The sequence below is a fragment of the Micrococcus sp. TA1 genome (genome assembly GCF_014199555.1).
In the GTDB taxonomy this organism is placed as follows: domain Bacteria; phylum Actinomycetota; class Actinomycetes; order Actinomycetales; family Micrococcaceae; genus Citricoccus.
Window position 1 is genome coordinate 1,126,243 of the sequence record NZ_JACHNW010000001.1, and the last position, 25,040, is coordinate 1,151,282.

The 25,040-nt window shown below is 71.5% G+C and carries 20 protein-coding genes and 1 tRNA gene; 10 read left to right on the plus strand and 11 right to left on the minus strand.

What is annotated here, in order from left to right:
• The first annotated feature begins 272 nt into the window (after positions 1–272).
• Both GGQ69_RS04890 and GGQ69_RS04895 read left to right on the plus strand, forming a co-directional pair.
• Positions 273–1,958, plus strand: coding sequence for a ribonuclease J (locus tag GGQ69_RS04890; RefSeq protein ID WP_183525337.1), 1,686 nt, complete (start codon positions 273–275; stop codon positions 1,956–1,958).
• 96 nt (positions 1,959–2,054) lie between these two features.
• Positions 2,055–3,086 (plus strand): bile acid:sodium symporter, encoded by a 1,032-nt coding sequence (locus GGQ69_RS04895; RefSeq protein ID WP_183525340.1) that lies wholly within the window; start codon positions 2,055–2,057, stop codon positions 3,084–3,086.
• Here GGQ69_RS04895 and GGQ69_RS04900 read toward each other — a convergent pair.
• Positions 3,025–3,420 carry a hypothetical protein gene (locus GGQ69_RS04900; RefSeq protein ID WP_183525343.1) on the minus strand — a complete coding sequence of 132 codons (396 nt, stop codon included), beginning with the start codon at positions 3,418–3,420 and terminating at the stop codon, positions 3,025–3,027. The two genes, GGQ69_RS04895 and GGQ69_RS04900, sit on opposite strands and share 62 nt — an antisense overlap.
• Before the next feature lie 145 nt (positions 3,421–3,565).
• On the opposite strand from GGQ69_RS04900, the gene GGQ69_RS04905 reads away from it, so the two are divergent.
• From GGQ69_RS04905 to fdhA, 3 genes are all read left to right on the plus strand, one after another.
• Positions 3,566–4,222: a dihydrofolate reductase family protein gene (locus tag GGQ69_RS04905; protein ID WP_183525346.1), complete on the plus strand. Its 657-nt coding sequence runs from the start codon at positions 3,566–3,568 to the stop codon at positions 4,220–4,222.
• Positions 4,223–4,374: 152 nt separating this feature from the next.
• Positions 4,375–5,157: an MIP/aquaporin family protein gene (locus GGQ69_RS04910; protein WP_183525349.1), complete on the plus strand. Its 783-nt coding sequence runs from the start codon at positions 4,375–4,377 to the stop codon at positions 5,155–5,157.
• Between the two features lie 80 nt (positions 5,158–5,237).
• Positions 5,238–6,452 (plus strand): formaldehyde dehydrogenase, glutathione-independent, encoded by a 1,215-nt coding sequence (gene fdhA / locus GGQ69_RS04915; RefSeq protein ID WP_183525352.1) that lies wholly within the window; start codon positions 5,238–5,240, stop codon positions 6,450–6,452.
• A gap of 135 nt (positions 6,453–6,587) precedes the next feature.
• On the opposite strand, the gene GGQ69_RS04920 is transcribed toward fdhA, so the two are convergent.
• Both GGQ69_RS04920 and GGQ69_RS04925 read right to left on the minus strand, forming a co-directional pair.
• The gene (locus GGQ69_RS04920) at positions 6,588–7,838 is read right to left on the minus strand and encodes a serine hydrolase (protein ID WP_183525356.1); all 1,251 of its coding nucleotides are present in this window, start codon (positions 7,836–7,838) and stop codon (positions 6,588–6,590) included.
• A 90-nt stretch (positions 7,839–7,928) separates the two neighbouring features.
• Positions 7,929–8,783 carry a class I SAM-dependent methyltransferase gene (locus tag GGQ69_RS04925; protein WP_183525359.1) on the minus strand — a complete coding sequence of 285 codons (855 nt, stop codon included), beginning with the start codon at positions 8,781–8,783 and terminating at the stop codon, positions 7,929–7,931.
• A 231-nt stretch (positions 8,784–9,014) separates the two neighbouring features.
• On the opposite strand from GGQ69_RS04925, the gene GGQ69_RS04930 reads away from it, so the two are divergent.
• Complete coding sequence (locus GGQ69_RS04930) at positions 9,015–9,446, plus strand: universal stress protein (RefSeq protein WP_183525362.1); 432 nt, start codon at positions 9,015–9,017, stop codon at positions 9,444–9,446.
• Positions 9,447–9,503: 57 nt separating this feature from the next.
• Here the strand turns inward: GGQ69_RS04930 and GGQ69_RS04935 are convergent, their stop codons facing one another.
• The 7 genes from GGQ69_RS04935 to GGQ69_RS04965 form a co-directional block, all read right to left on the minus strand.
• A complete protein-coding gene (locus tag GGQ69_RS04935; protein ID WP_183525365.1) occupies positions 9,504–12,092 on the minus strand; it encodes a cation-transporting P-type ATPase in 2,589 nt (862 codons plus the stop codon).
• Between the two features lie 108 nt (positions 12,093–12,200).
• Positions 12,201–12,443, minus strand: a complete 243-nt coding sequence (locus GGQ69_RS04940; RefSeq protein ID WP_183525368.1) for an acyl carrier protein — start codon at positions 12,441–12,443, stop codon at positions 12,201–12,203.
• On the minus strand, positions 12,440–13,804 hold the full coding sequence (locus GGQ69_RS04945; RefSeq protein WP_221243348.1) for a dihydrolipoamide acetyltransferase family protein: 1,365 nt from the start codon (positions 13,802–13,804) through the stop codon (positions 12,440–12,442). Before GGQ69_RS04945 ends, GGQ69_RS04940 begins: the two co-directional genes overlap by 4 nt.
• A 7-nt stretch (positions 13,805–13,811) precedes the next feature.
• Positions 13,812–14,792 (minus strand): alpha-ketoacid dehydrogenase subunit beta, encoded by a 981-nt coding sequence (locus tag GGQ69_RS04950; RefSeq protein WP_010144692.1) that lies wholly within the window; start codon positions 14,790–14,792, stop codon positions 13,812–13,814.
• Between the two features lie 4 nt (positions 14,793–14,796).
• Positions 14,797–15,789 carry a pyruvate dehydrogenase (acetyl-transferring) E1 component subunit alpha gene (gene pdhA / locus GGQ69_RS04955; protein ID WP_183525374.1) on the minus strand — a complete coding sequence of 331 codons (993 nt, stop codon included), beginning with the start codon at positions 15,787–15,789 and terminating at the stop codon, positions 14,797–14,799.
• Positions 15,786–17,588 (minus strand): acetate--CoA ligase, encoded by a 1,803-nt coding sequence (gene acsA / locus GGQ69_RS04960; protein ID WP_183525377.1) that lies wholly within the window; start codon positions 17,586–17,588, stop codon positions 15,786–15,788. The genes pdhA and acsA overlap by 4 nt, the downstream gene beginning before the upstream one ends.
• Before the next feature lie 108 nt (positions 17,589–17,696).
• Positions 17,697–19,148: a phenylacetate--CoA ligase family protein gene (locus tag GGQ69_RS04965; RefSeq protein WP_183525380.1), complete on the minus strand. Its 1,452-nt coding sequence runs from the start codon at positions 19,146–19,148 to the stop codon at positions 17,697–17,699.
• 135 nt (positions 19,149–19,283) lie between these two features.
• Here GGQ69_RS04965 and GGQ69_RS04970 point away from each other — a divergent pair, with 135 nt between their 5' ends.
• From GGQ69_RS04970 to GGQ69_RS04985, 4 genes are all read left to right on the plus strand, one after another.
• Positions 19,284–20,978 (plus strand): NAD(P)H-dependent oxidoreductase subunit E, encoded by a 1,695-nt coding sequence (locus GGQ69_RS04970; RefSeq protein ID WP_183525383.1) that lies wholly within the window; start codon positions 19,284–19,286, stop codon positions 20,976–20,978.
• Complete coding sequence (gene fdhF, locus GGQ69_RS04975) at positions 20,975–23,653, plus strand: formate dehydrogenase subunit alpha (protein WP_370577105.1); 2,679 nt, start codon at positions 20,975–20,977, stop codon at positions 23,651–23,653. The genes GGQ69_RS04970 and fdhF overlap by 4 nt, the downstream gene beginning before the upstream one ends.
• A gap of 149 nt (positions 23,654–23,802) precedes the next feature.
• A complete protein-coding gene (locus GGQ69_RS04980; RefSeq protein ID WP_183525387.1) occupies positions 23,803–24,246 on the plus strand; it encodes a DUF6325 family protein in 444 nt (147 codons plus the stop codon).
• A 34-nt stretch (positions 24,247–24,280) separates the two neighbouring features.
• On the plus strand, positions 24,281–24,592 hold the full coding sequence (locus GGQ69_RS04985; protein WP_255459421.1) for an SHOCT domain-containing protein: 312 nt from the start codon (positions 24,281–24,283) through the stop codon (positions 24,590–24,592).
• Positions 24,593–24,938: 346 nt separating this feature from the next.
• On the opposite strand, the gene GGQ69_RS04990 is transcribed toward GGQ69_RS04985, so the two are convergent.
• A tRNA-Met gene (locus GGQ69_RS04990) sits at positions 24,939–25,012 on the minus strand.
• Between the last annotated feature and the right edge of the window lie 28 nt (positions 25,013–25,040).

Consider the following 25,040-nt stretch of genomic DNA (forward strand, 5'->3'; position numbering starts at 1 on the left):
CCGGGCCTGCGGGTATTCTGTGATGGACTTCACATCCTAGTGGGGCCGCGCGCGGGATGGGGGACGCCTGGACGCCGCCCGCGCACGCCGCGCCGGACGTCCCGTCCCACCGGAGCATCCCGGTGATACCGTCCCGGGGGCCCGTGGGCGGTACATTAGGGGGTAGTCTTCCCGGCGCCGCCCGCCTCGCTGCGGGCCCCGGACCCGAGGGAACCCCCTCCACATCGGTGTACCGCCCTGGTGCACTTCCCTGACGACGAAAGCGTGATCAGTTGCCCCGTTCCTCCCGTAAGTCCAAGTCCTCGTCCTCCCTGCCGTCCGGAGGGTTGCGGATCACCCCGCTGGGAGGCCTGGGTGAGATCGGCCGCAACATGACGGTCTTCGAGCACGAGGGCAAGCTGCTCGTGGTGGACTGTGGCGTCCTGTTCCCCGAGGAGCACCAGCCCGGAATCGACGTCATCCTCCCGGACTTCACCTCCATCCGGGACCGGCTGAAGGACATCGTCGGCATCGTGCTCACGCACGGCCACGAGGACCACATCGGCGGGGTGCCCTACCTGCTGAAGGAGCGCCCGGACATCCCGTTGATCGGTTCCGAGCTGACGCTGGCGTTCATCTCGGCCAAGCTCACCGAGCACCGGATCACGCCGAAGACGGTCCACGTGGAGGCCGAGGACAAGCACCAGGCGGGCCCCTTCGAACTCGAGTTCGTCGCGGTCAACCACTCCATCCCCGACAGCCTCGCCGTGGCGATCCGCACCAAGGCCGGCCTGGTCCTGCACACCGGTGACTTCAAGATGGACCAGTTCCCGCTGGACGACCGGATCACGGACCTGCGCCACTTCGCCCGCCTGGGCGAGGAGGGCGTGGACCTGTTCCTCACCGACTCCACGAACGCCGAGGTTCCGGGGTTCACCATCTCGGAGCGGGAACTGACCCCCGCGATCGAGCAGGTCTTCGCCACCGCGAAGAAGCGGATCATCGTCTCCAGCTTCGCCAGCCACGTGCACCGCATCCAGCAGGTCCTGGATGCCGCGCACGCCAGCGGGCGCAAGGTCGCGTTCGTGGGCCGGTCCATGGTGCGCAACATGGGCATCGCCAGCGACCTGGACTACCTCAAGATCCCGCGCGGGCTGCTCGTGGACTTCAAGAAGCTGCAGTCCATGCCCGATGACAAGATCGCGCTGGTCTGCACCGGGTCCCAGGGCGAGCCGATGGCGGCCCTGTCCCGGATGGCCACCGGCACCCACCAGATCAAGCTCGGCTCCGGGGACACCGTCCTGATGGCCAGCTCGATGGTGCCCGGCAACGAGAACGCGATCTACGGCATCATCAACAAGTTCACCGACCTCGGCGTCAAGGTCGTGCACAAGGGCAACGCCAAGGTGCACGTCTCCGGTCACGCCTCCGCTGGGGAACTGGTCTACTGCTACAACATCGTCCGGCCCACCCACGTCATGCCCGTCCACGGCGAGTCCTCGCACCTGCACGCCAATGCCGACCTGGCCGTGCGGACCGGCATCGCCCCCGAGCGCGTGCTCGTCGTCAAGGACGGCACCACCGTGGACCTGGTCAAGGGCCAGGCCCGGGTCTCGGGCCAGGTGGAGGCCGGACTGGTCTACGTGGACGGCCACACCGTCGGCAAGGTCACCGAGGAGACCCTGGTCGAGCGGCGGTTGCTGCAGGAGGGCGGCTCGGTGACCGTGGTCGCGATCGTCGACCCGGACACCAACACCCTGGCCGAGCCGCTGGAGTTCATGACCAAGGGCTTCATCCAGGACCCCCAGATCTTCGACACCGCGGCGAAGAAGGTCAAGGACGCCCTGGCCAAGCCCCACGTCGCCGGCATCGACGACCTGGACCAGATCGAGAAGCTGATCGTGGACACGGTGGGCCGCCACCTGGACCGCGCCTACCGGCGGGCCCCGCTGATCACCGCCGTCGTCATCGACGCCTGATCTCCCTCCCGGGGCGCTCCCGGGGCGCTCCCGGGGCGGCGCCGGGACGAGGAGATGATGCGGGCCGGCGGGCCCGGTGGTGGAATGCTGGAGTCCATGGGTTCCACGGGATCGGCCGGCGACTGGATGGAGCGGCACCAGGTGGTGCTGTACCTGTCCGCGCTGGGCGCGGGCGCCGTCGCCGGGCTCCTGGTCCCGGCCGTGGCCGGACCCGCCGGGCAGGCCATCACCCCGGTGCTGGGGCTGCTGCTCTACGCCACCTTCCTGGCCGTCCCGTTCCGCCGCCTGGGGCGTGCTGCGCGGGACGGGGGATTCTTCCTGGCCGTGCTGGTGCTGAACTTCGTGGTGGTGCCGGTGGTGGTGTTCGCCCTCTCCCGGCTGGTCGCCCACGACGACGTCCTGCTGCTCGGGGTGCTGTTCGTCCTGCTGACCCCGTGCGTGGACTACGTCATCGTCTTCACCGGCCTGGCCGGCGGCGCCCAGGACCGGCTGCTGGCCGCCACGCCGTGGCTGATGCTGGCGCAGATGCTCCTGCTGCCGGGGTACCTGTGGGTGATGGCCGGGCCGCGGTTCGCCCCCGGACTCGACGTCCGTCCGTTCCTGGAGGCCTTCGCGCTGCTCATCGTGGCGCCCCTCGGCGCGGCGTGGCTGACCCAGGCGGCGGCCGCCCGCTGGGCCTGGGGCCGCGCCGTGGACCGGGTTGTCTCGGCGGGGATGGTCCCGCTGATGATCTCCACGCTGGCCGTCGTGGTCGCCTCCCAGGCGCACGACGTCGGCCGGCACCTGGGCGGGCTGCTCGCCGTGGTGCCGGTGTACGTGCTCTTCGCGGCCGTGATGGTCACCCTCGGACTGGCGGCCGGTCGCGTCGCCGGGCTGGACACGCCCGGACGCCGGGCGCTCGTGTTCAGCGGGGTGACCCGGAACTCCCTCGTGGTGCTGCCGCTGGTGCTGGCCCTGCCGGCGTCGCTGGGCCCGGACTACCGGATGGCGCCGCTGGTGGTGGTCACCCAGACGCTCGTGGAACTGGTCATGATGGTGGTGCTGGGGCGGCTGGTGCCCCGGCTGGTCAGCGCGCGGGGTCGAAGTCCTCGGGATCCTTCTGCAGCCGGCCTTCCAACGCCTGGCTGAGGTCCTCGTCCTCCACCTCGTACATGGGGTCGACCTCGAGCTCGAGGGCCTCCAGGGCCTCCTCGTCGTCGTCCACGGACACGAACCGGACCCGGGCCTCCGTGATCGTCTCGGCCACGTCGTCCAGGCCGAGGTACTCGTACCCGGTGATCACCCGTTGGAGCGGGAACTCGTCGTCGTCCAGGTGCATCTCGATGGCGTTGACGAGTCCGCCGTTCTGCACCGCCCCGTGGAAGGTCAGGACATCGCGCAGGGCGATGTCACCGGGGGAGGTGGCCTCAGGCAGGGCGTCGAAGTCAAGGGCGCGGTTCCACACCGCCTCGGTAGTGCTCATGCCAGCAGAGTAGGCAGAACCGGGCGCCCTGTCAGTCCTCCGCCGTCCATGACGTGCATGTTTCGCGAGCTCCCCCCGGCCGGACGGGCCGAACGGCGCATGATCGGAGTGGCCGTCGTCCCGCGCGGTGGGCTTCACTGCCGCCATGAGAAAGCTCATCTCCAGCACGTTCGTCTCCCTCGACGGCGTCATGCAGGCTCCCGGAGGGCCCGACGAGGACCGCACGGGGGGCTTCACCCTCGGCGGGTGGACCGCCCCGCTGTTCGACGAGTCCATGGGCTCGTGGATGGACCGGACCTTCGCCACCCAGTTCGACCTGCTCCTGGGACGCAGGACCTATGAGATCTTCGCCGCCTACTGGCCCCATCACACGGACTCGCTCGTGGGGGAGGCGTTCAGCCGGGCACACAAGTACGTGGCCAGCCACCGACTGCACCACCCCGCCTGGGAACACACCACGGTCCTGTCCGGGAACGTCCCGGAACAGGTCGCCGCGCTGAAGGACCAGGACGGACCCGACCTGCTGCTGCAGGGCAGTGGCAACCTCATCCAGTCCCTGCTGACCGCCGGGCTGATCGACGAGTTCCGGGTCCTGGTCTTCCCCCTGCTGCTCGGTCCCGGCAAGCGGCTCTTCGCGGAGGGGACCATCCCGGCTGGTCTCCGCCTGACCGAGCACGAGGTCTCGCAGTCCGGGGTCGTGATGGCCACCTACGCACTGGCCGGGCCGGTCGCCACGGGCAGCTTCGCCGACGATGAACCCTCCCAGGACGAGCCGGGCCGGCGGAGCGGTCCCCAGGACTGAGGGACGAGGCGGTCTGCCCCCGGGTCTCCGGCCTCCGCCGCCGCGCGAGGATGACCCATTGACTCCCTCCGAGGACCCTGCTTACGCTCGCAGCATTCCAGGTCAGTTGCATTTCGTTAACTATTTCCCTGTCCCGACATGAAATGTGGAAAATGACTCCGACTTTGATGCGCCGGCTCGTGGCCGAGATGCTGGGCACGGCGGTACTGGTGATCTTCGGCGTCGGCACCGTGCTGGCGGCCCTGACGGCCGGCAACGGTGAACTCACGTATCCGGGGGTGGGGTTCATCTCCCTGGGATTCGCCATTGCCGTCGCAGTGGCCATCTACGCGTTCCTGGCCGTGTCCGGTGCCCACATCAATCCCGCCGTGACCTTCGCGCTGGCTGTGACCCGGCGCTTCCCCTGGGCCGAGCTGGTGCCCTACGTCCTCGCGCAGCTGATCGGGGCCGCGGTCGGGAGCCTGCTCCTGGTGGCCTCGTTCGGGACCCGGGCCGTGGACATGGGCAGCGGTGCGACGGCCCTGGGCACCGGTGTCTCGTACGGCCAGGGCATCGTGGCCGAGGTGCTGGGGACCTTCTTCCTGATGCTCGCGATCATGGCGGTGGCCGTCGACCGGAGGGCGCCCAAGGGCTGGGCGGGCCTGATCATCGGCCTGGCTGTCGCGGGCGCCATCCTGGTCATCGCCCCCCTGACCGGTGGTTCACTGAACCCGGCGCGGACCTTCGGACCGAACCTGGTGCAGACCCTCTTCGGCGGTGACGTCGAGTGGTCCCAGTACCCGTTGTACGTCATCGGTCCCTTCATCGGCAGCGCGGCCGCCGCGCTGGCCTACGACTTCATCGCCCGCCCCCGAGACGTCCCCGAGCCCGAGCCGCGCGCCGACGACCAGTCGATGGCGGAAGAGCGCGGCCAGAGACCCGAACCCACCGAATAAACAATCACCGGATCGCGATCACAGCGATTGTCCTCGGTCCGCATCACGCGGTCGGGGGACAGCCATCGAGAGGAAGAACCATGACGGGAAACCGTGTAGTCGTGTACAAGGGCCCAGGCGAGGTCGCCGTCGAGACGATCGACTACCCCAAGCTGGAACTGCCCTCCGAGGTCGCCGGCAAGATGGGCATCCAGCAGAAGGCACCCCATGCCGCCATCCTGAAACTGGTGGCCACGAACATCTGCGGAAGCGACCAGCACATGGTCCGTGGCCGCACCACCGCGCCGGTCGGCCAGTCGCTCGGTCATGAGATCACGGGCGAGGTCGTGGAGACCGGAGACGACGTGCTCTTCGTCAAGGAGGGTGACATCTGCTCGGTGCCCTTCAACATCGCGTGCGGCCGCTGTCAGATGTGCAATGAGGGCAAGACCGGTGTCTGCCTCAACGTGAATCCCGCCCGTCCCGGTGCGGCCTACGGTTACGTGGACATGGGCGGCTGGATCGGCGGCCAGGCGGAGTACGTGATGGTCCCCTACGCGGACTTCAACCTGCTCAAGTTCCCGGACCGGGACCAGGCCCTCGAGAAGATCCTCGACCTCACCATGCTCTCCGACATCTTCCCCACCGGGTATCACGGCGCATTCACCGCCGGCGTCACGACCGGTTCCACCGTCTACGTCGCGGGTGCCGGTCCGGTGGGCCTCGCCGCGGCCTTCTCGGCGCAGGTGCTGGGTGCCTCGGCGGTCATCGTGGGAGACATGAACGCCGACCGGCTGAAGCAGGCGGCCAGCTTCGGCTGCGAGACGATCGACCTGAGCCAGGAGGGCGCCCTGCCGGACCGTATCGAGCAGATCCTGGGCGTCCCCGTGGTCGACGCCGCGGTGGACGCGGTGGGATTCGAGGCCCGCGGTCACGGCGCCAACGCCGCCGAGGCACCCGCCACGGTCCTCAACGACATCATGTCGGTCACCCAGGTGGGCGGTGCCCTGGGTATCCCGGGCCTGTACGTCACCGGGGATCCGGGGGCTGTCGACGAGAACGCCAAGGTCGGCCAGATCGGTGTGCAGCTGGGCACGGGGTGGGCCAAGTCCCTCTCGTTCACCACGGGTCAGTGCCCGGTGAAGCGGTACAACCGGAAGCTGATGAAGCTGATCCTGGCCGACAAGGCCAATATCTCCAAGGCCGTCAACGCCACGACCATCAGCCTGGACGACGCTCCCCGGAGCTACAAGGAGTTCGACCAGGGGGCGGCCAGGAAGTACGTGATCGATCCGCACGGGATGATCCCCGCCTAGGACCGCACGCCGCCCATGCGGTGGTGGGTCGCCGGGTGCCGGGCAGTCGCCCGGCACCCGGCGACCCGCACGACCGGGCGCGGACGACGGGATTCGGACGACGGGGGTGCGGAGGACGGGGGTGCGCAGGACCGCTCAGTTCCCGACCGGGTAGATCGAATCGACCAGCGTCCGGGCGATCGTCGTCGCCGGGTCCCGCCCATCCGGCGTGGGTGCGAGGTTCGCCCACACCACCAGGGTGATGTCGCGGTCCGGGTCGTGGCCCATGAAGGAGTTGTAGCCCGGCAGCTCTCCCGTGTGACCGTACAGTTCGCCGAACTTCGCGATCGCCAGTCCGTAGCGGGCCGACCCCGGCTGGTCCCCGCCCGTGGAGCGGGGACTCTCCATCCTCAGCCGCTGGAACTCCTCGTCGAGCAGTCGGCCATCGGTCAGGGCCTCGGCCCAGTCCGCCAGGTCGTGGGCCGTCGAGATCCCGCCGCCGGCGGCCCAGCCCCAGGAGGGGTTGTCGAACGTCCGGTCGACGGGGTCGAGGGCCCCCGACCGGGCCTGCTCCTGCATCCGTTCCGGTAGTGCGGGGGGCGTGCCCATCGTCAGGACGTTGGAGCCGAACATGTACCCGTGCGCGTAGGGCTCGGGGATCCGGTTCGACGACCGCGCCGGGAACAGGGTGTCCGCCAGGCCCAGCGGCGTGAAGAGCCGGTCGGCGAAGATCCTCTCCAGCGGCTCGCCCTCCAGCTGCTCGGCCACGAGTCCCAACAGGACCGTGTTGGTGTTCGAGTACTCCCAGCCCGCACCGGGGGCGAAACTGGGCGGGTGCTCCCACGAGATGGCCAGCAGGTCCTCGGGGTCCCAGGCCCGTTCGGGGTCCTCGTCCATCGCCTGGTTCAGGCCCCGGTCGAGCGTGTAGTTGTACAGTCCGCTGCGCATCGACAGCAACTGCTCGATCGTGATGTTCTCGCCGTTGGGCACGTCTGGCCGGTAGGCGGCGATGGGATCGTCGAGGTCCAGCACGCCCTCCTGCGCCAACTGCAGGATGACCGTCCCGGTCCAGGTCTTGGTGTTCGATCCCACCCGCAGATGATGGTCGGCTCGGGGCGGCAGCGTCTCGTCCGCGCTGACGGTGCCGTACGAGCCGAGGACCTCCCCCTCCGGGGTGCGCAGGAGCATGAACGCACCCGGGACCTCCAGCGCGGCGGCCGCGTCCTGGAAGGTGGACTGGAGCTCGCCGGCGTCCACGCCCGCCGTGTCCGAGGCTGCCGTCGGCCCGGGGGAGGGGGCGGAGCAGGCCGCGGTCAGGCCCAGGACAGAGGCCAGGGCCGTGACGGTCAGGACCGCGCGCTGTCGCCGGCGGCGTCCGGGCGGGAGGGGAACGGCGGGACGCGACATGGCGACTCCTCACGGCAGTGGCATCCTCGTCCGAAGCCTAGTGACGCACCCTGACGCCGGCCAAGACTCCATCGGTCCGCGCAGTGTCTCTCACTCCGGCGCCGCGTCCTCACCCGCCGCCGCCAGCGTGAAGATGCCGTAGCGCATCGCCCCGGTGCGGTAGGCCTGGATCAGGCGGGGCACGGTGACGGCGAAGACACGATGGCGTCCGCGCAGCGCGAGGCGGCGGGCGTCGCGATCCATGGCCAGGGCCTTCAGCAGTCGGCGGGCGCAGATCGTCCAGGTGCGTGCGACGCGCCGGCTGACGTCCTCGTAACCGGTGACCGTGAACCCTGCTGCCCGTGCCATGGCCTCGTACTCCTCGCGCGTGCCCATCGAGGGCAGTCGCCCTTCGCGGCAGACCGGCTCCAGCAGGTGGCGAACCGTCCACTCGCTCGCGGCGGGATCGGCGAGCCAGGCGCAGACGACGAGGCGGCCGCCGGGTGACAGCACCCGATGGGCCTCGGCGAAGAACCGGGGCTTGTCGGCCATGTGCTCGGTCGACTCGATGGCCCAGGCGGCGTCAGCCGATCCCTCGGGCAGCGCGTTGGCGAACCAGTCGCGGTGGTGGATCTCCACGCCGGGCGTGGGATGCGCGGCGGCGTGGCGGGCCTGTACGGCGGACAGCGTGAAGCCGGTGACACGAACCCCGCGCCCGGCGGCCAGTTGCCTGGCGGTCGCCCCGTAGCCGCAACCGATGTCCACGCACGCCTCGCCGGGCCGGAGGCGCAGGCGATCCCCGACCGTCTCGACGAGGGCCTCGACGGCCTGGGCGGGCGTCTCGCGACCCGTCTCCCACAGCCCGTGATGGACGTGCTCACCCCACACCCGGCGATAGACCGGATCCAGTTCGTCATAGTGGCCGGCGACCGCCACGGCGTCCTGGGGGGTCTGGGGCACGATCACGCCGTCACGGTACACCGCCGCTCCCCGCGGGCAGAAGGTCTCGGCTGGCGGGCCGGAGCCGTGCGGGCCGGAGCCGCGGGTGCCGGCGTCGTGGATATTGTGCGGTCCGGCCGGTGGCGCCTAGGGTGACTCCACGATCGAGTCGCGACCGGCCTGCTTCGCCCCTCGTCCGGGGGCAGAAGGCGGATGTCCGGTGCCGCGAGTGGTGCAGACAACCCGTAGGGGGACACGGTGCAGGGTTCGCAACAGATTGTGGTCGGCGTCGACGGGTCCGAGGCCTCGCTGCAGGCCCTGCGGGAGGCCAGGACCCTGGCCGAGTCGCTGGGGTGCACGCTGAAGGCGGTCACGGCATGGGAGATGCCGGTCACGGCCGCCGAGTACCCCTACCGGCTCGAGTACAACTTCCAGGATGACGCCCGGGAGCAACTGGACGAGGCCCTGCGGACGGCGTTCGGTGACGACCGTCCCCGGGGCCTGGAGACCGAGGTGAGGCAGGGCCCGCCGGCCCGGGTTCTGCGGGACCTCGGCGAGGGGGCCCGGATGGTGGTGGTGGGCAGTCGGGGCCGCGGCGGATTCGCGGGCCTGTTGCTGGGCTCGGTGAGCTCTGCGGTGGCGGCCCATGCCACGTGCCCGGTGCTCATCACGCACCGCAGCAAGGACTGAGGGGAGCACCGGCGCGCGGGGAACGGCACCCCGGGAGCGGACCGGTACCGGGGAGCATCAGCCTCGCCTGCGGTGCCGGAACGTCTTGTGGAGCCCGTCCACGACCAGGAGAGCCGGGATGGCGGTGAGGGCGATCAGTGTTCCCACCGGTGGCGGGGGCGCGTGGCCCAGTGCGCCGGCCACCGGCGGGATGAAGAGAAAGCCCAGGAGCAGGACGCACTCGGCGGCCACGGCCCAGAGCAACAGGTGGTTTCCCGTCCAGTCCAGCCGCCAGGCGGGCCGGGTCGCACTGCGGCACCCGAACGCGTTGGCCATCTGCGCCAGCACCACGGTGGTGAAGGCCGCCCCGGAGGCGGCGGCCAGGAGGGCGGGTGCCGGCTCGGCCCCCCAGGTCCACCCGGCGGACCCGAGCACCACCAGGAACGCGAGCATCTGGATGAGGGCCTGGGTCGGCCCGAGCACCCCGAAGACCCGGACGAGCAGCGGCGCGTCCATCAGGTGGCGTCGTTCGGGCGGCTTGAGCAGGACCCGCTGCCCGGGCTTCTCCGCGCCCAGGGCCAGCGCCGGAAGCAGGTCGGTGCCGATGTCCAGGCACAGGATCTGCAGGACGCCCAGTGCCAGCGGCACGTTTCCCCCGGACAGGGCCCAGACGACGAAGGGGGTGAGCTCTGCGACGTTGTCCGTGAGGTGGTACGTCAGGAAGCGGCGGATATTGGTGTACGTGGCCCGGCCCTGTTCGACGGCGGTGATGATGGTGGCGAAGTCGTCGTCGAGCAGGACCAGGTCGGCGGCCTCCCGGGCGACGTCCGTTCCGGATGCACCCATGGCGACGCCGATGTCGGCCTCGTTGAGCGCCGGGCCGTCGTTGACCCCGTCTCCGGTCATCGCGACCACGTGTCCGCGGTGCTGGAGTGCGCGGGCGATGGCGAGTTTCTGTTCCGGTGAGACGCGGCTGACCACGATGCCGTCCCGGTCCAGGAGGACACCGAGCGCCCGCTCGTCCTGGGGCAGGTCCTTGCCCTCGACGACCACGGGGGTGTCCAGGCACAGGCCGGTCTGCCGGGCGATCGCGAGGGCGGTGACCGGGTGGTCCCCGGTGATCATGGCCACCTTGATGCCGGCCTGGCGGGCCTGGCGCAGTGCCGGGGGGACACTGTGCCGCGGCGGGTCCTGGAGGGCGATCAGGCCGACGAGGGTCAGGCCGTGCTCCAGCTCTGATGCGGTGGTGTCCGGCCCCGGGGCCTCCGTCCGGCCCAGGGGACGCCGGGCCACGGCCAGGACGCGCAGGCCGCGGGCGGCCATGCCGGACAGGACCCTCGAGGCCAGGCCCACCTGGTCACGGTCGAGGCACAGGGTCAACACGTTCTCCGGGGCGCCCTTGACCAGGAGGTCGCCCCCGACGACGACCGACTCCCGGCGCCGGTCCGGATCGAAGCCGAACCGCCGGGTGACGGAGGTGGCGTGCACGCCCTCCGGGCCGGCCAGGCGGTGCGCCAGGGCATCGAGTGCGGCCTCCATGGGGTCGCCGTCGGGCAGCCAGTCCTCCTCGTGCTGACGGATACGTCCCCGGGACGCCGCCCGGGCCGCCCACGCCGCATCGGTCGCGGCGGCACGGGCCGGTGGTGGTCCGTCCACCGTCGCCACGGGGTGATATCCCTCGCCGTCGATCGAGACGGTCCCGGCCGGGGTCCAGACCTCGACGACGTTCATCCTGTTCTGGGTCAGCGTCCCGGTCTTGTCCGTGCAGATGAACGTCGTCGATCCGAGCGTCTCCACCGCCTGCAGGTTCCGCACCAACGCGTTGCGGCCCGCCATCCGCTGGGCTCCCATGGCCAGGGACAGGGTCACCGTGGGCAGCAGTCCCTCGGGGATCATCGCCACCGCCACACCGATGGCGAAGAGGAACGCGTCCCTCAGCGGTGTTCCCGCCAGCAGCGAGACGACGCAGAAGGCGGCACCCAGGCCCAGGGCCACCGAGGAGAGCATGCGGACGATGCGGCGCAACTCGCGTTGTAGCGGCGTGGGTGGCGGAACCGCCTGGCCCGTCAGGGTGGTGATGGCCGCCAGCCGGGTCGCCGACCCTGTCGCGGTGGCCTCGGCCTCGGCGGACCCGTTGGCCAGGAACGTGCCCCCGAAGCCATCGCTTCCCGTGCCCTTGACCACGGGCATGCTCTCCCCGGAGAGCATGGACTCATCCACCGTGCAGCTGTCCGCCTCGACGAAGCGCACGTCGGCGGGCAACCGGTCACCGGCCGTGAGGATGATGATGTCACCGGGCACCACCTCGGAGGCGGGAATCGGCATGCGCCGGCCATCACGACGCACCGTGACCTGGGCGGGCAGGAGCTCCCGGAGCCGCGCGGCGGCCTGGGCTGCCCGTTCCTCCTGGGCGAAGGCGAACACGCCGTTGATCACCACCACGGCGATCACCGCGATCGACAGTTGCGGCATGCCCGCTATCCACGCCAGCCCGGCCGCGCCCCAGAGCAGGACGGCGAAGAAGTGGGTGAACTGGCCCGCGAACCGCCGCCACCCGGGCACCTGATGGATGCGGGGGAGCTCGTTGGGTCCCGACTGCCCCAGCCGCCGGGCAGCCTCTGCCGAGGTCAAGCCCGGAGGTGAGGCCTCACGGTCCGCGGTGTCCATGGGGGAGGGGCCTATCCGCGAGCCCTGCGCCCGGTGCACGGGCCGTGCGTTGAACGCTGCATCGTGATCACGTCAGCCCGGGGTCGTCCACCGTCGGTCCCCGCGGCCTCAGGCGTGCTCGGCGACGTAGGCGATCAGGGAGGCCACGGTGCCGACCCGTCCGTAGTCACCCTCCGGGACGTCCACGCCGGCGTGACGCGCCAGGTGCTCCACCAGGGCCAGGAAGTCCAGTGAGTCCAGCTCCAGGTCCTGACGGAGCCGGGAACGGTCGTCGAGGCCCTGGGTCTCGACGTCGGGGGCCACCTGCGTGATCGCCGCGTACACCGCCGCGCGTGCCTCGTGCTCGTTCATAGGTCCTCCGGTCTCTGCAGCATCTCGTCGACGAGGTCGAGGAAGCGCCCTCCGCGCAGGCCGTCGCTGACGCGGTGGTCGGCCGAGAGGGTGGCGGTGACGGACTGGCGCACCGCGAGCATGCCGTCCTGGGCCCAGGGCCTCTCCCGGACGCGGCCGAAGCCGACGAGCGCCACCTGCGGGGGGTAGATCACCCCGTACACGGTGTCGACGCCGAGGTCGCCCAGTGCGGTGACGGTGAGGGTCGGGTCCGCGATCTCCGCTCGGCGCAGGCGTCCGGCGCGGGCCCGGGTGACGACGTCACGCAGTCGTTCCATCAGCTGGTCCACGGTCAACGTGTCCGCGTCGTGGATCGCCGGGGCGACCAACCCGCCCTCCCGCAGCGCGACGGCGACCCCCAGGTGTACGGCCTGACTGGGGCGGAACCGCGCCTCCGTGTAGAAACCGTTGACCTCCGGCACCTGACGGGCGGCCAGGGCGCAGGCCTTGAGCAACAGTGCCGCCGGGACCAGCCGGGCCGAGACGGGCCGCTGCGCGTTGACCGCGCGCATCCATGCCACGGCGGCCTGCAGGTCGACGGTGGTCCCCAGGTAGTAGTGGGGGATGGTCTTCTTCGAGCGGGACATCAGCGCCCCGATCCTGCGGCGCAGCCCGGTCGCGCGCTGCCCCGTGTCAGGGGGTGCCGGTGCCGGCGCAGTCGCCGGTCCCGGGCCGCGTGGTGCCCCGGGGTGACTCTCGACGTCCGCGGGGGCGTTCCCCCTGACCGCGCGGAGGACGTCCTCTCCCGTGACGGCTCCTCGCGGGCCGGTGCCCGCCACGGTGGTCTGGTCGACGCCGAGCTCACCGGCCAGCCGGCGCGCTCGCGGTGAGATGCGGACCGGCCGGACGGAGCCGGCGTCGGGCCGCTGCCGGGCCGCGGCGCGCTCCACGTCCGTCCGGGTGATGTGACCGCCCCTGCCGGTGCCGGTGATCCGGGTCAGGTCCAGGCCCAGGCCGCGGGCCAGGCGGCGGACCGGTGGTGTGGCCGACGGCGCTCCCGACCCCGGTGGTGGGCTCGTGTGCTCCCGTTCGACACCCGCCTCCGCCGGGGCGGCGGGTGTGCCGGCCGGAGCAGTCACCGGAGGGGCGGTGACGGTGGCCGGCGTGGGCGTGATGCGCGCCATCGGCGCGCCGACGGCGAGCGTCTCACCGGGTGCGGCGAGCAACTCGGCGATGACGCCGTCCTCGAAGGACTCCACCTCCATCACGGTCTTCTCGGTGTCCACGGTGGCCATCACGTCACCCCGGTGGACGTAGTCACCCGGTGTGACCAGCCATTCCACCAGCTTGCCCCGCTCCATGTCCGCCCCCAGCGAGGGCATCCGGAACTCACCCACCGCCGCCCACCGCCTCGCGGGCCGCGGCCACGACCCGCTCCGCGCTGGGCAGGGCGGCCAGCTCGAGGTCACGGGCGTAGGGAATGGGGACCTCGGCGCTGCAGACCCGCGCCACCGGGGCGTCGAGCTCGTAGAAGGCCGACTCGGTGATCCTGGCGCTGATCTCCGCGGAGAGACTGCCGCTGCGCCAGCCCTCGTCCACCACGACGGCCCGGTGGGTCTTGACCACGGTGGCCAGGATCGCCGCGTCGTCCAGGGGGCGCAGCGTCCTCAAATCCAGGACCTCGGCCTCGATACCCTCGGCGGCCAGTCGATCGGCGGCCTCCAGGGTCAGCGGCAACGTGCCGCCGTAGGTGATCAGCGAGACGTCACCGCCCTCACGCCGGACCGCGGCCGCATGGATGTCGACGGGGCCGGCGTCCTCGGCGAGCTCCCCGGACAGGTTGTACAGCGAACCGTGCTCGAAGATCAGGACGGGGTCCGGGTCCTCCAGGGCCGTCCACAGCATCCCCCGGGCGTCCTCCACGGTGGCCGGGGTGAGGATGCGCAGGCCCGGCACGTGGGCGAACCAGCCCTCCAGGCTGTGGGAGTGCTGGGCCCCCAGCTGGCGTCCGGCCCCGGTCGTCATGCGGATCACCAGGGGAACGTTGAACTGCCCACCGGACATGTGCAGCAGGGTCGCGGCGTTGTTCACGATCTGGTCCAGGGCCAGCAGGCTGAAGTTGACCGTCATGATCTCCACGATCGGCCGCATCCCGTTCAGCGCGGCCCCGATGCCGGCCCCCACGAAGGCGGACTCCGACAGGGGGGTGTCACGGACCCGTTCGGGACCGAACTCCTCGAACAGTCCGAGGCTGACCGCGAAGCAGCCGCCGTAGGCCCCGACGTCCTCACCCATCAGGAAGACCCGGTCATCCTGCAGCAGCGCCTCGCGGATGGCGGTGCGCATGGCCTCGCGGTAGGTCGTCTCCATGTCCTCACCGCTCGCTGTAGACGAAGCGTTGCAGGTCGTCCAGGGGCTCGGGGGCCCCCGCCTCGGCGAACCGCACGGCCGCCTCCATCTCCGCGGCCACCTCGCGGTCCAGCGCGTTCCAGTCGTCCTCGGAGAACCGGTCCGTCGCCTCCAGGGAGCGGCGGAGTGACAGGATGGGATCCCGTTCGGTCCAGCGGGCGACCTCCGCCTTGTCCCGGTAGCGTTCGGGGTCGAACATCGAGTGGGCCCGGAACCGGTAGGTGCGCAGTTCCAGGAAGTGCGGGCCGCCGCCGGCCCGCACAGCGTCCACGGCCCGACGGGCCGATTCCTCGACCGCGAGCGCGTCCATGCCGTCGACGCTCCAGGCCGGGAGCTCATAGGCCGCGGCCTTGAGGGCCAGGTCCGTCTGGGACTGGGACCGGGCCAGCGCCGTGCCCATGGCGTAGAGGTTGTTCTCGCAGCAGAAGAGCACGGGCAGCCGCGACAGCGCGGCCAGGTTCAGGCTCTCGTGGAACTCGCCCTCGGCGGCCGCGCCCTCGCCGAAGAAGCATGCCGTCACCCGGGCCCGTCCGGCCATCCTCTCCGCCAGGGCCATGCCGACCGCCAGGGGCAACCCCCCGGCGACGATCGCATTGCCGCCGTAGAAGTGCGTGGCCGCGTCGAACAGGTGCATGGAACCACCCCGTCCGCGGCAACAGCCCTGCACGTGGCCGTACATCTCGGCCAGGATCGCTCCGGCCGGGACGCCGCGCAGCAGCGCGTGTCCGTGTTCACGGTAGGTGGCCACCACGGCGTCCTCGGGGCCGAGCGCGGACATGATGCCCGCCGCCACGGCCTCCTCGCCGATATAGACGTGGAGGAACCCCCGGATCCTCGCCGCGCTGTAGAGCTCGACGCACTGTTCCTCGAGACGGCGGACCCGCAGCATCTGGCGCAGCAGGTGTCCAGCGGCCTCGGGGACGCCCGGGGACCCGGTGGGTGGCGTGCGGTGGGTCATCCCTGTACCTCCACGGTCGATACGTCGCCCTCTGGCAGGCCCAGTTCGCGGGCCCTGAGCAGCCGGCGCAGGATCTTGCCGCTGCGGGTCCGGGGGAGCGAGGGCGTGAAGTCCAGGAGTCGCGGTGCCACGGCGGGGCCCAGCCGCCGGCGGGCGAAGCCGATGATGTCCCTGCGCAGGTCATCGCTGGGGTCGTGGCCCGGACGCAGCTCGACGAAGGCCTTCACCACCTCACCGGCGACCGCGTCCGGCAGGCCGATGACCCCGGCCTGGGCCACGGCGTCGTGTTCCATCAGCAGGCTCTCGACCTCGAAGGGGCCGATCAGGTGACCGGAGGACTTGATCACGTCATCACCGCGGCCCACGAACCAGTAGTAACCGTCGGCGTCACGGCGGGCCAGGTCGCCGGTGAGGTACCACCCGGCCACGAAACACCTGCGGTACCGCTCCTCCTCGCCCAGGTACCCGCGGAACATGGACGGCCACCCCGGTCGCAACGCCAGTTCGCCCACGGTGTCCGCGTCGTTGACCAGGGTGGCCCGGCCACCGCGCAGCACCGGCTCACCGTGCTCGTCCCGCGCGATGAGGGCCGCCTCGACACCGGGCAGGGGCCGTCCCATGGAGCCGGGACGGATGGGCAGGGCCGGCAGGTTGGCGATCATGATGCCCCCTGTCTCGGTCTGCCACCAGTTGTCGTGGACGGGATGACCGAGGACCTGCCGGCCCCAGACGACCACTTCCGGGTTCAGCGGTTCCCCGACGCTGGCCACGAACCGCAGCGCGGACAGGTCCTGGCCGCGGGCGGCCTCGTCGCCGGCCTTCATGAGCATCCGCAGCGCTGTCGGGGACGTGTACCAGACCGTGACCCGGTGCTCCGCCAGGATCCGGTACCAGCGCAGCGGATCCATCTCCTCCTCGTCCACGACGGTGGTGATGCCGTGGACCAGCGGGGCGATGATGCCGTAGGACATGCCCGTGACCCACCCCGGGTCCGCGGTGCACCAGTAGACGTCCTCCGGGTGCAGGTCCAGGGCGAAACGCCCCGTGGCGTGGTGTGCGACCACCGCCTCGTGGACATGGACGGCCCCCTTGGGCCTGCCGGTGGTGCCGCTGGTGAAGTGCAGCAGGGCCATGTCCTCCGCCCGCGTCCTGGCGGTGCTCCCATAGGGTGGCGCCCGGTGCATGAGGTCCTGCAGGTCCAGGGTGCCCGGTTCCGCGTGGCCGTCGGCGTCCACGAGCAGGACGTGCCGGAGTCCGGGCAGCGCCGCGCGGACCGGGGCGACCTTCTTGCGGTACAGGGCGAGGGTGGTCACCAGCACGCGGGCGTCGCCGAGCTCCAGGCGCATCCGCACCGGTTCCGGGCCGAACGCGGAGAACAGCGGGCAGAAGACACCGGCGTGCTTCAGCGTCCCCAGCACGGACGCGTACAGTTCCGGTCGGCGCCCCATCAGGGAGAACACCCGTTCCCCGGCGCCGACGCCCAGGCCCCGGAGCACACTGGCGAAGCGATCCACGACCTCGGCCAGGGCGCTGTAGGTCAGCGACCGGACGTCGCCGTCCGGACCGACGAACCGCAACGCCTCGTGGCCGGCACGCGCACCCGCCGCATGACGCTCGACGGCCTCGTAGGCGATGTTCAGGCCTCCACCCGGCACGCCGGACAACTGCTGGCGGGCCTGCTGCCAGCTGAAGCCGGCGCAGGCCGCGTCATAGTCCTCGAGGTTGGGCCGCACGGTCCAGGACAGGGGGTCCTTGGGGATCTCCTGCCATCGCGTGACCGGCCCGGGTGGTGCAACCATGGTCTGGACGGCTTTCCGAAGCAGAACGGGAACTGGCAGACGGTGGGACTGTCCTGGTCCATAGGGTGGGGGCTGGGATGCGCCGCGTCAAGGTTCCGCGTCGACCCGTCAGGATCGGTCCCCGGTGGTGTCCGCGGGCGGTGCCGGTGGTCTCGGCGCCAGGGGGATGACCGTGCGGAACTTCCCGCCGGGACCCTGCTCGGGCGGCTCGGTGTCCTGCTCCACCGTCACGTCCGGCAGGCCCAGGTCGGTCAGCAGCCCGGTGAGCCCGGCCAGCGCCGACGCCCAGGCCTGGACGGGATCGGCACCGGGGGCCGGCAGCAGGCGCAGCGACAGGCTGGTGGGAGTGGTCCGGAGCACCTGGAACAGTTCCACCCCGGGGATGCGGTCGATGACGGTGCCCAGGGCCAGCGGCGGCACCGCGATCACGTCCTCGCCGCTCGCCGTGCGGAAGGTCAGGACATCCGAGGCCCGCCCCTGGACGCGTATCGCCGGGGACGGATTGCCGCAACGGCAGCGGTCCGGACTCACCAGCAACCGGTCGCCGACGTCGTAGCGGATGACCGGTTGGACCCGGTTGGCGAGGTTGGTCATCAGCACCGTGTGCGAGACGACTCCCGGCGGCACCGGGCGGTGCTCGGCGTCCACCGGCTCGACGATCACCCAGTCCTCCAGCAGGTGCAACCAGCCCTCCGCGCAACCGGACGCGGCGTAACCGGACTCCGTGCACCCGTAGACCTCCCGCACCGGCGCGCCGAAGGCCCGCCCGATCCGGATCCGTTCCTCGGACGTCAGGCCCTCGGCGGTGCTGAGCACGAGCACCGGACTCACCCGCAACCGCCCCGCCTCCTGCTCGGTGGCCAGCAGGCGTAGCATGCTCGCATAGCCCCCCAGCAGGAGCGGGCCGAACCCGTTGAGCTCGGCCACCACCTCGGGCAGGGGACGGTGGATGGACAGTATCCTCAGTCCCCGGTGGCGTCGCGGTCTCTCCCGCTGCTCGCGGGTGCTGGCTGCCACGGACAGGAAGTGCCCGCCGGTGGCGACGACCCCCGCGAACCGCCCTCCGTGGACCATCAGTGCCAGCACCTGGCGCGCCGACAGCCAGTCCTGGGTCAGTTGGGCCATCAGTCCGGAGGTCGCGGCCCAGTAGCGGTCGTCCAGCACGAACATCCCCCGGGTGCCGGTGGTGCCGGCCGTGGTGGCCACGAGGTACTGGCCGAGGAATCGCTCCCCGATCCGGGCCGGGTCCGCCACGAAGGCCTCCACCGCCTCTCGGGTGACCGCCGGGTCCGTGGCGACCTCGTCGAAGTTGCGCATCAGCGCGGTCTTGTCCGACACCGGCAACCGGGTGACCTCCTCAAGGGGGTCCGGTAGGCCCCGGTAGAGCCGCCGATAGTAGGTGGAGTGCTGCCGGGCATAGGCCACCAGTTCGGCCAGCCGCTCCCGCTGGCGGGCATGCAGCGCCTCGGTCCCCTGCCGATGTGCCCGGCGGGCGTCCCACCAGACCCGCAGCGTGTCGCCGCGCCGGCCACGCAGCACCCGAGTCCCCGGCGTTCCCATGAGGCCACTGTAGGAAACGTCGTGCTCGCCGGGACAGGTTCGGGGCACCCCGGGTGCCCGGTCCTCGACGCCGGCTGCCCGGCACCTCGTCCGCCGGCTCTGGTCCGGCCCGCGGCAGGCTGGGATGATGGCGCCATGGGCACGCCTCGACCGGCCCCGGAGGACCGGCCCGCGGACCGGGAACCGGCCCGCCTCGATCGCAGTCCGTTCGCCCGGTACGCACAGAGGTTCGACCGGCCGCTGGACACCGTCCCGGACCTGCTCCGGGGCGGCGCCGATCCCGTACGCACCGCCGCAGGGCTCCGCGTGCCCGCAGCGGCAGTGCGGGGACCGGCAACGTTCTTCGCGGACTACTCCGCGCCCCGGGCTCCACGGCACGTCCGCCTCTGCGGCGCTGCCGCCTGTCGCGCCGCCAGCGGCGGGACGCACGTGGCCGAAGTGGAGGCGGGACTGGGCGTCGCGGTGGGCTCGCGCAGCGCGGACGGCTCGGTGTCGATCCAGGAGGTTCGGTGCCTCGGCTACTGCTACGGCGGTCCGGCGGCCCTCGACGGCGATGAGCCCTGCGCCGGGGCCGACGTATCGGCCCAGCTGCAGGGACTGTCTCCTCGTCGCGATCCTGTGGCGGAGGTCCACAGCCGCAGCCGGACGCCGGTGGTGACGGCGGGACTGCTCGGCGCGGGCGAGCCCTGGGCGGTCTGGCCCACCGTGGTCTCCACGGGGTCTCCGGACGCCGTGCTGGCTGAGGTCGCGGCCGCCGGGCTGACCGGGCGCGGTGGAGCCGGCTTCAGCACGGCACGCAAGTGGCGGGCGGCCCGCGCCCGGCCGGGCCCGCGCGTCGTCGTGGCCAACGGGGACGAGGGCGATCCCGGTTCGTACGTCGACCGCCTGCTGATGGAGGGGGACCCGCACCGGCTGCTCGAGGGACTCGCCCTGGCCTGCTTCGCGACCGGTGCGGCCACCGGGATCGTGTTCGTCCGATCCGAGTACCCGCGCGCCGTCGAGCGCCTGCGCACGGCGCTCGCACAGGCCCAGGCCGACGGTCACCTCGGCCCCGACGTCCACGGCAGCGGTGTGGACCTGCACGTCCGCGTGGCCGTCGGTGCAGGGTCCTATGTGTCCGGGGAGGAGACCGCCCTGCTGAACGGCCTCGAGGGACTGCGGGGGGTGGTGCGCCCACGGCCGCCGTACCCGGTGGACCGGGGACTCTCCGGCCGGCCCACGGTGGTCAACAACGTCGAGACGCTCGCGGCGGTTCCCTGGATCATCCAGCACGGCGGCGCCGCCTACGCCGCCATGGGCGCGCCGGGACAGCCCGGCACGCTGGTCGTGTGCCTCTCCGAACGGTTCGCGCGTCCGGGTGCCTACGAGGTCGAACCGGGCATCTCCCTGCGGCGGGTGGTCGAGGACCTCGGCGGTGGACTGCGCCAGGGGGCGGTCCTGCGGGCGCTGCAGGTCGGTGGCCCGTTGGGGGGCTTCCTGTCCCCGGCGGAACTCGACACCCCGCTGACGGACGCCTCTCTGGCCGAACGTGGTGCAGCCCTCGGCCATGCCGGAGTCGTGGCCTTCGACGAGCGGCTCACCGGTGAGGAGGTGCTCGCCCACCTCTGGGCGTTTGCCGAGACGGAGAGCTGCGGCCAGTGCTCACCCTGCCGGGTGGGCAGCCGGCTGGGCCGCCTGCTCGCCGCAGAACACGTCGCGACCGACGACCCGTCACCACGGGTCCGGGTGCTGGAGACCATGTCCGAGGCCAGCCTCTGCGCCTTCGGCCGCCGTGTCCCAGCCGCCGTGCGCGGTCTCGTCCGGGTCTACGGCCTCCGGGGGTGGACGTGATCTGGTTGTCCGTGGACGGGACCGGCGTGGACGTTCCTGCCGGCGCGACCCTGCTCGACGCGATCCGGGCCCTGGGCCGGACCGTTCCGACGCTCTGCCACGATGACCGGCTCACCCCGGTGGCCTCGTGCCGCACCTGCCTGGTCGCGGTGACCGGTCGGGGGCTGGTTCCGGCCTGCAGCTCTCCTGCCCAGGCCGGCATGGAGGTCTCCACCGAGCAGGCCGCCCCGGCCCGCCGGAACGCACTGCAGATCATCGTCGCCGGCCTGCCGCCCCGCGCCCTGGACGTGCCGGCGGACCGCAGCGAACTGGTCCGCCAGTGCGAGGCGCTCGACGTGGCGCCGCTCGACGTGCCCGAGCCCCCGGCCCACCGCGGCACCGATCACTCCCACCCCTACGTCAAGCTCGACCGGGACCTGTGCATCGCCTGCGGAAAGTGCGTCCGGGCCTGCGCCGAGGTGCAGGGCACGTTCGCCCTCACGCTGACCGGGCGCGGACCGGACACCGTCGTCGCCCCTGGCCGGGGGGACAGCTGGGCCACGTCCGACTGCGTCTCCTGCGGGGCCTGCGTGGATGCCTGTCCGACCGGTGCGCTCTCCGAGCCCGGCCTGCTGGACCCGCGGCCCCTGGAGCGCCGCACCCGGACCACCTGTGGTTTCTGCGGGGTGGGGTGCACCCTCGACGTCCTCACCCGGGGGAACGAGATCGCCACGGTACAACCGGTCACGGACGGGGCACTGAATCGCGGCCACGCCTGTGTCAAGGGACGCTTCGCCCACGGTTTCCTGACCTCGCCCGAGCGGTTGCAGACCCCCCTGGTCCGCCGGGACGGCGCACTGGTCCCCGCCACCTGGGACGAGGCCATCGGCCACGTGGCACGGCAACTGTCCCGGGTGCGGGGCTTCGACCCCGACGCCTTCGCGGTGATCGCCTCGGCCCGGGCCACCAACGAGGAGAATTACCTGGTCCAGAAGTTCGCCCGGACGGTGATGGGCACCAACAACGTCGACAACTGCGCGCGGGTCTGCCACGCGCCCTCGGCCTCGGGCCTGGTGGCCTCGTTCGGCCTGGGTGGCGGCACCAACCCGTTCGAGGACGTGGACCACAGCGACACCATCATGCTGGTCGGGGCCAACCCCACCCACGCGCACCCGGTGGTCGGGGCACGGCTGCTCCAGCGGGTGATCGACGGCGCCCGCCTCATCGCCATCGATCCGCGCCGGACGCCCCTCGCCCGGCACGCGGACATCCACCTGCGGCCCACTCCCGGGACCAACGTCGCGCTGTTCCACGGCATCGCCCACGTGCTGATCCGTGACGGTCTGGTGGACCAGGCATTCCTGCGCTCCCATACCGCCGGGTACGACGAGTTCCGCGCCCTGCTGGCGCAGTATCCGCCGGAACGGACCGCTGCGATCACCGGGGTTCCCGTCGGGCAGCTGGAGGGGGCGGCCCACCTGTACGGTGAGTCCCGGACCCCGATGATCTTCTACGGGCTCGGTGTCACCGAACACCTCCATGGCACCGACGGTGTCCGCGCACTGGCCAATCTGGCCCTGCTCTGCGGGGCGGTCGGTCCCGGAGGCGGAGGCGGCATCAACCCCCTCCGGGGACAGAACAACGTCCAGGGTGCCAGTGACATGGGTGCACTGCCGGACATGCTGCCCGGATACCAGAAAGTCGCGGATCCCCGTGCCCGGATGCGCTTCGACGAGGCCTGGCAGGCGGGCGTCCCGGACCGGCCCGGGCTGCGGATGCCGCAGATGTTCGAGGCCGCCCGTTCGGGAGCGCTGCAGGCCCTGTGGGTGATCGGCGAGGACGTGCTTTCCACCGCGCCGGACAGCGGCGCCGTCCGGGCCGCGCTCGACGCCTGTCCTCTGGTGATCTGCAGCGACCTGTTCCTGAGCGCGACCGCCGAGGCCTCCGACGTCGTCCTGCCGGTGGCGGCGTGGCTCGAGAAGGACGGCACCTTCGTCAACTTCGACCGTCGCTTCCAGCGGGTACGGCCCGCGGTCGACGCCCCCGCCGGGGTGCGCACCGACTTCGACGTGCTCCACGCCGTCGCCGCGGCCATGGGCGCCCGGCTGGGGTGTCCGACGCCGGCGGCGGCCCTGGAGGAGTGCGCATCAGTGGCACCGCTGTTCACGGGGGTCGGCCACGCCCGGCTCGATCGTGGAGGTCCCGTGCACTGGCCGTGCACCGCGGCCGAGGCACCGGGGACCCCACGGCTCTACCAGGACGGGTTCGCCACACCGGACGGCCGGGCCCGGTTCGGGACCCGGCCGTACCTGCCCCCGGGTGAATCGTGCGACGACGACTACCCGTTCCTGCTCATCACCGGACGCCGCGGGGAGCACTACAACACGGGCAGCATGACCCGCCGCACCGGCAACCTCGACCTGCTCGGGCAGGAGACGATCGACCTGTGCCCCGATGACGCCGCCGCTCTCGGTGTCCTCGAGGGCGCACGGGTGGAGGTCTCCAGCCGTCACGGGACGGTGACGCTGCCGGTCAGGATCACCGACGAGGTCCCGTCCGGTGAGGTCTTCACCGGCTTCCACTTCCCGGACGCCGGCGTCAACAGGCTCACCTCACCCGTGCAGGACAGTGTCACCGGGTGCCCCGAGTACAAGGTGACCGCCGTCCGGATCCGCACGGGGGACGGCCGGCCGTGAGGCCCGGGGATGCTCGCCCTTCTCGCACGTTCACCCCGAGAGGATGAGGCGGACCGCGCGGCGAATGGTGGACAGTGGTCATGGCACCGAGGGCACCCGGTGCGCAGCGACCCGGCGGGGTTGCCGGAGGATGCGGACAAGGAGCGACGATGACGGAACAGACTCGTGAGATGGGGCCGGTCGACTACCTGGTGATCGAGTTCCCCGGCAACCGGATGACCGGTGAGGCATTCCCGCTGATGCTCGACCTGGTGGATCGAGGCCTGATCCGGATCATCGACTTCGTGTTCGTCCACAAGGACGAACAGGGACAGGCGAGCATCGTCACGCTCAGCGACGTCGACGGCGACGGGCAGCTGGACCTCGGCGTCTTCGAGGGCGCGTCCTCCGGCCTGCTGGGCCCGGAGGACATCGAGGAGACCGGCAGCGTCCTGGAACCGAACTGCTCGGCTGCGGTCCTCGTGTACGAGAACGTCTGGGCGGCCCCGCTGGCGAGCGCGCTGCGGCGGTCCGGAGGCCAGATGGTGGCCAGCGGCCGGATTCCCCTGATGAGTATTCTCGAGGCGCTCGACGCCCTCGATACCGCGGCCTGACCGGCCACTACCCGACGAGCACTAGGCAGGGATCATGGGACTTCTCAGGGGCATGGCCCGCACGGCCGTCGTCGCCGGCACGGCCACTGCCGTGTCGAATCGCGTCTCCAGGCGTCAGGCGGGACGGTGGGCGGCCCAGGAACAGGCGCAGCAGGAGTACGCGGCCCCGCCGCCCTACGCGGCACCACCTCAGCAGGAATACGCCGCACCGGTCAACGCGGCTCCCGCCGGCTCGGGCATGGACGAGCGGCTTGCCCAGCTCAAGGACCTCGGCGCGTTGCGCGATCAGGGAGTGCTCACCGACGCCGAGTTCCAGGCGCAGAAGGCGCGCATCCTGGGCACCTGACCCGAGGTAACCGTGAAGGATCTCGGCACCTTCTTGCGTGACCTGTCCGCCGTCGAGGACGCGCAGACCGACTCGTGGTGTCACCGTCACCAACGGCACGGAGTACCTTCACCACACGGTTGACCTGGACGCACCCACCCCGCCCACGGCGGTACCCATGAAGATCGCCTCGGAGCTCCTCGCCCAACCGGCACCACCCACCGCGCCCGGCCCCCGGCAGCTCCGAGCGAACGAGTGCAGCTCCCAGCCCCACGACACCCGGACGTGGACGGGGAGGATGGCCACGGGGCCGGATACGGCGAGGAAACACGAAGACCCCGGCCCTGAGGGGCCGGGGTCTTCTTCGTTGCGGGGGCAAGATTTGAACTTGCGACCTCCGGGTTATGAGCCCGGCGAGCTACCGAACTGCTCCACCCCGCGTCGGAACACCCCACACTACAGGTCCATC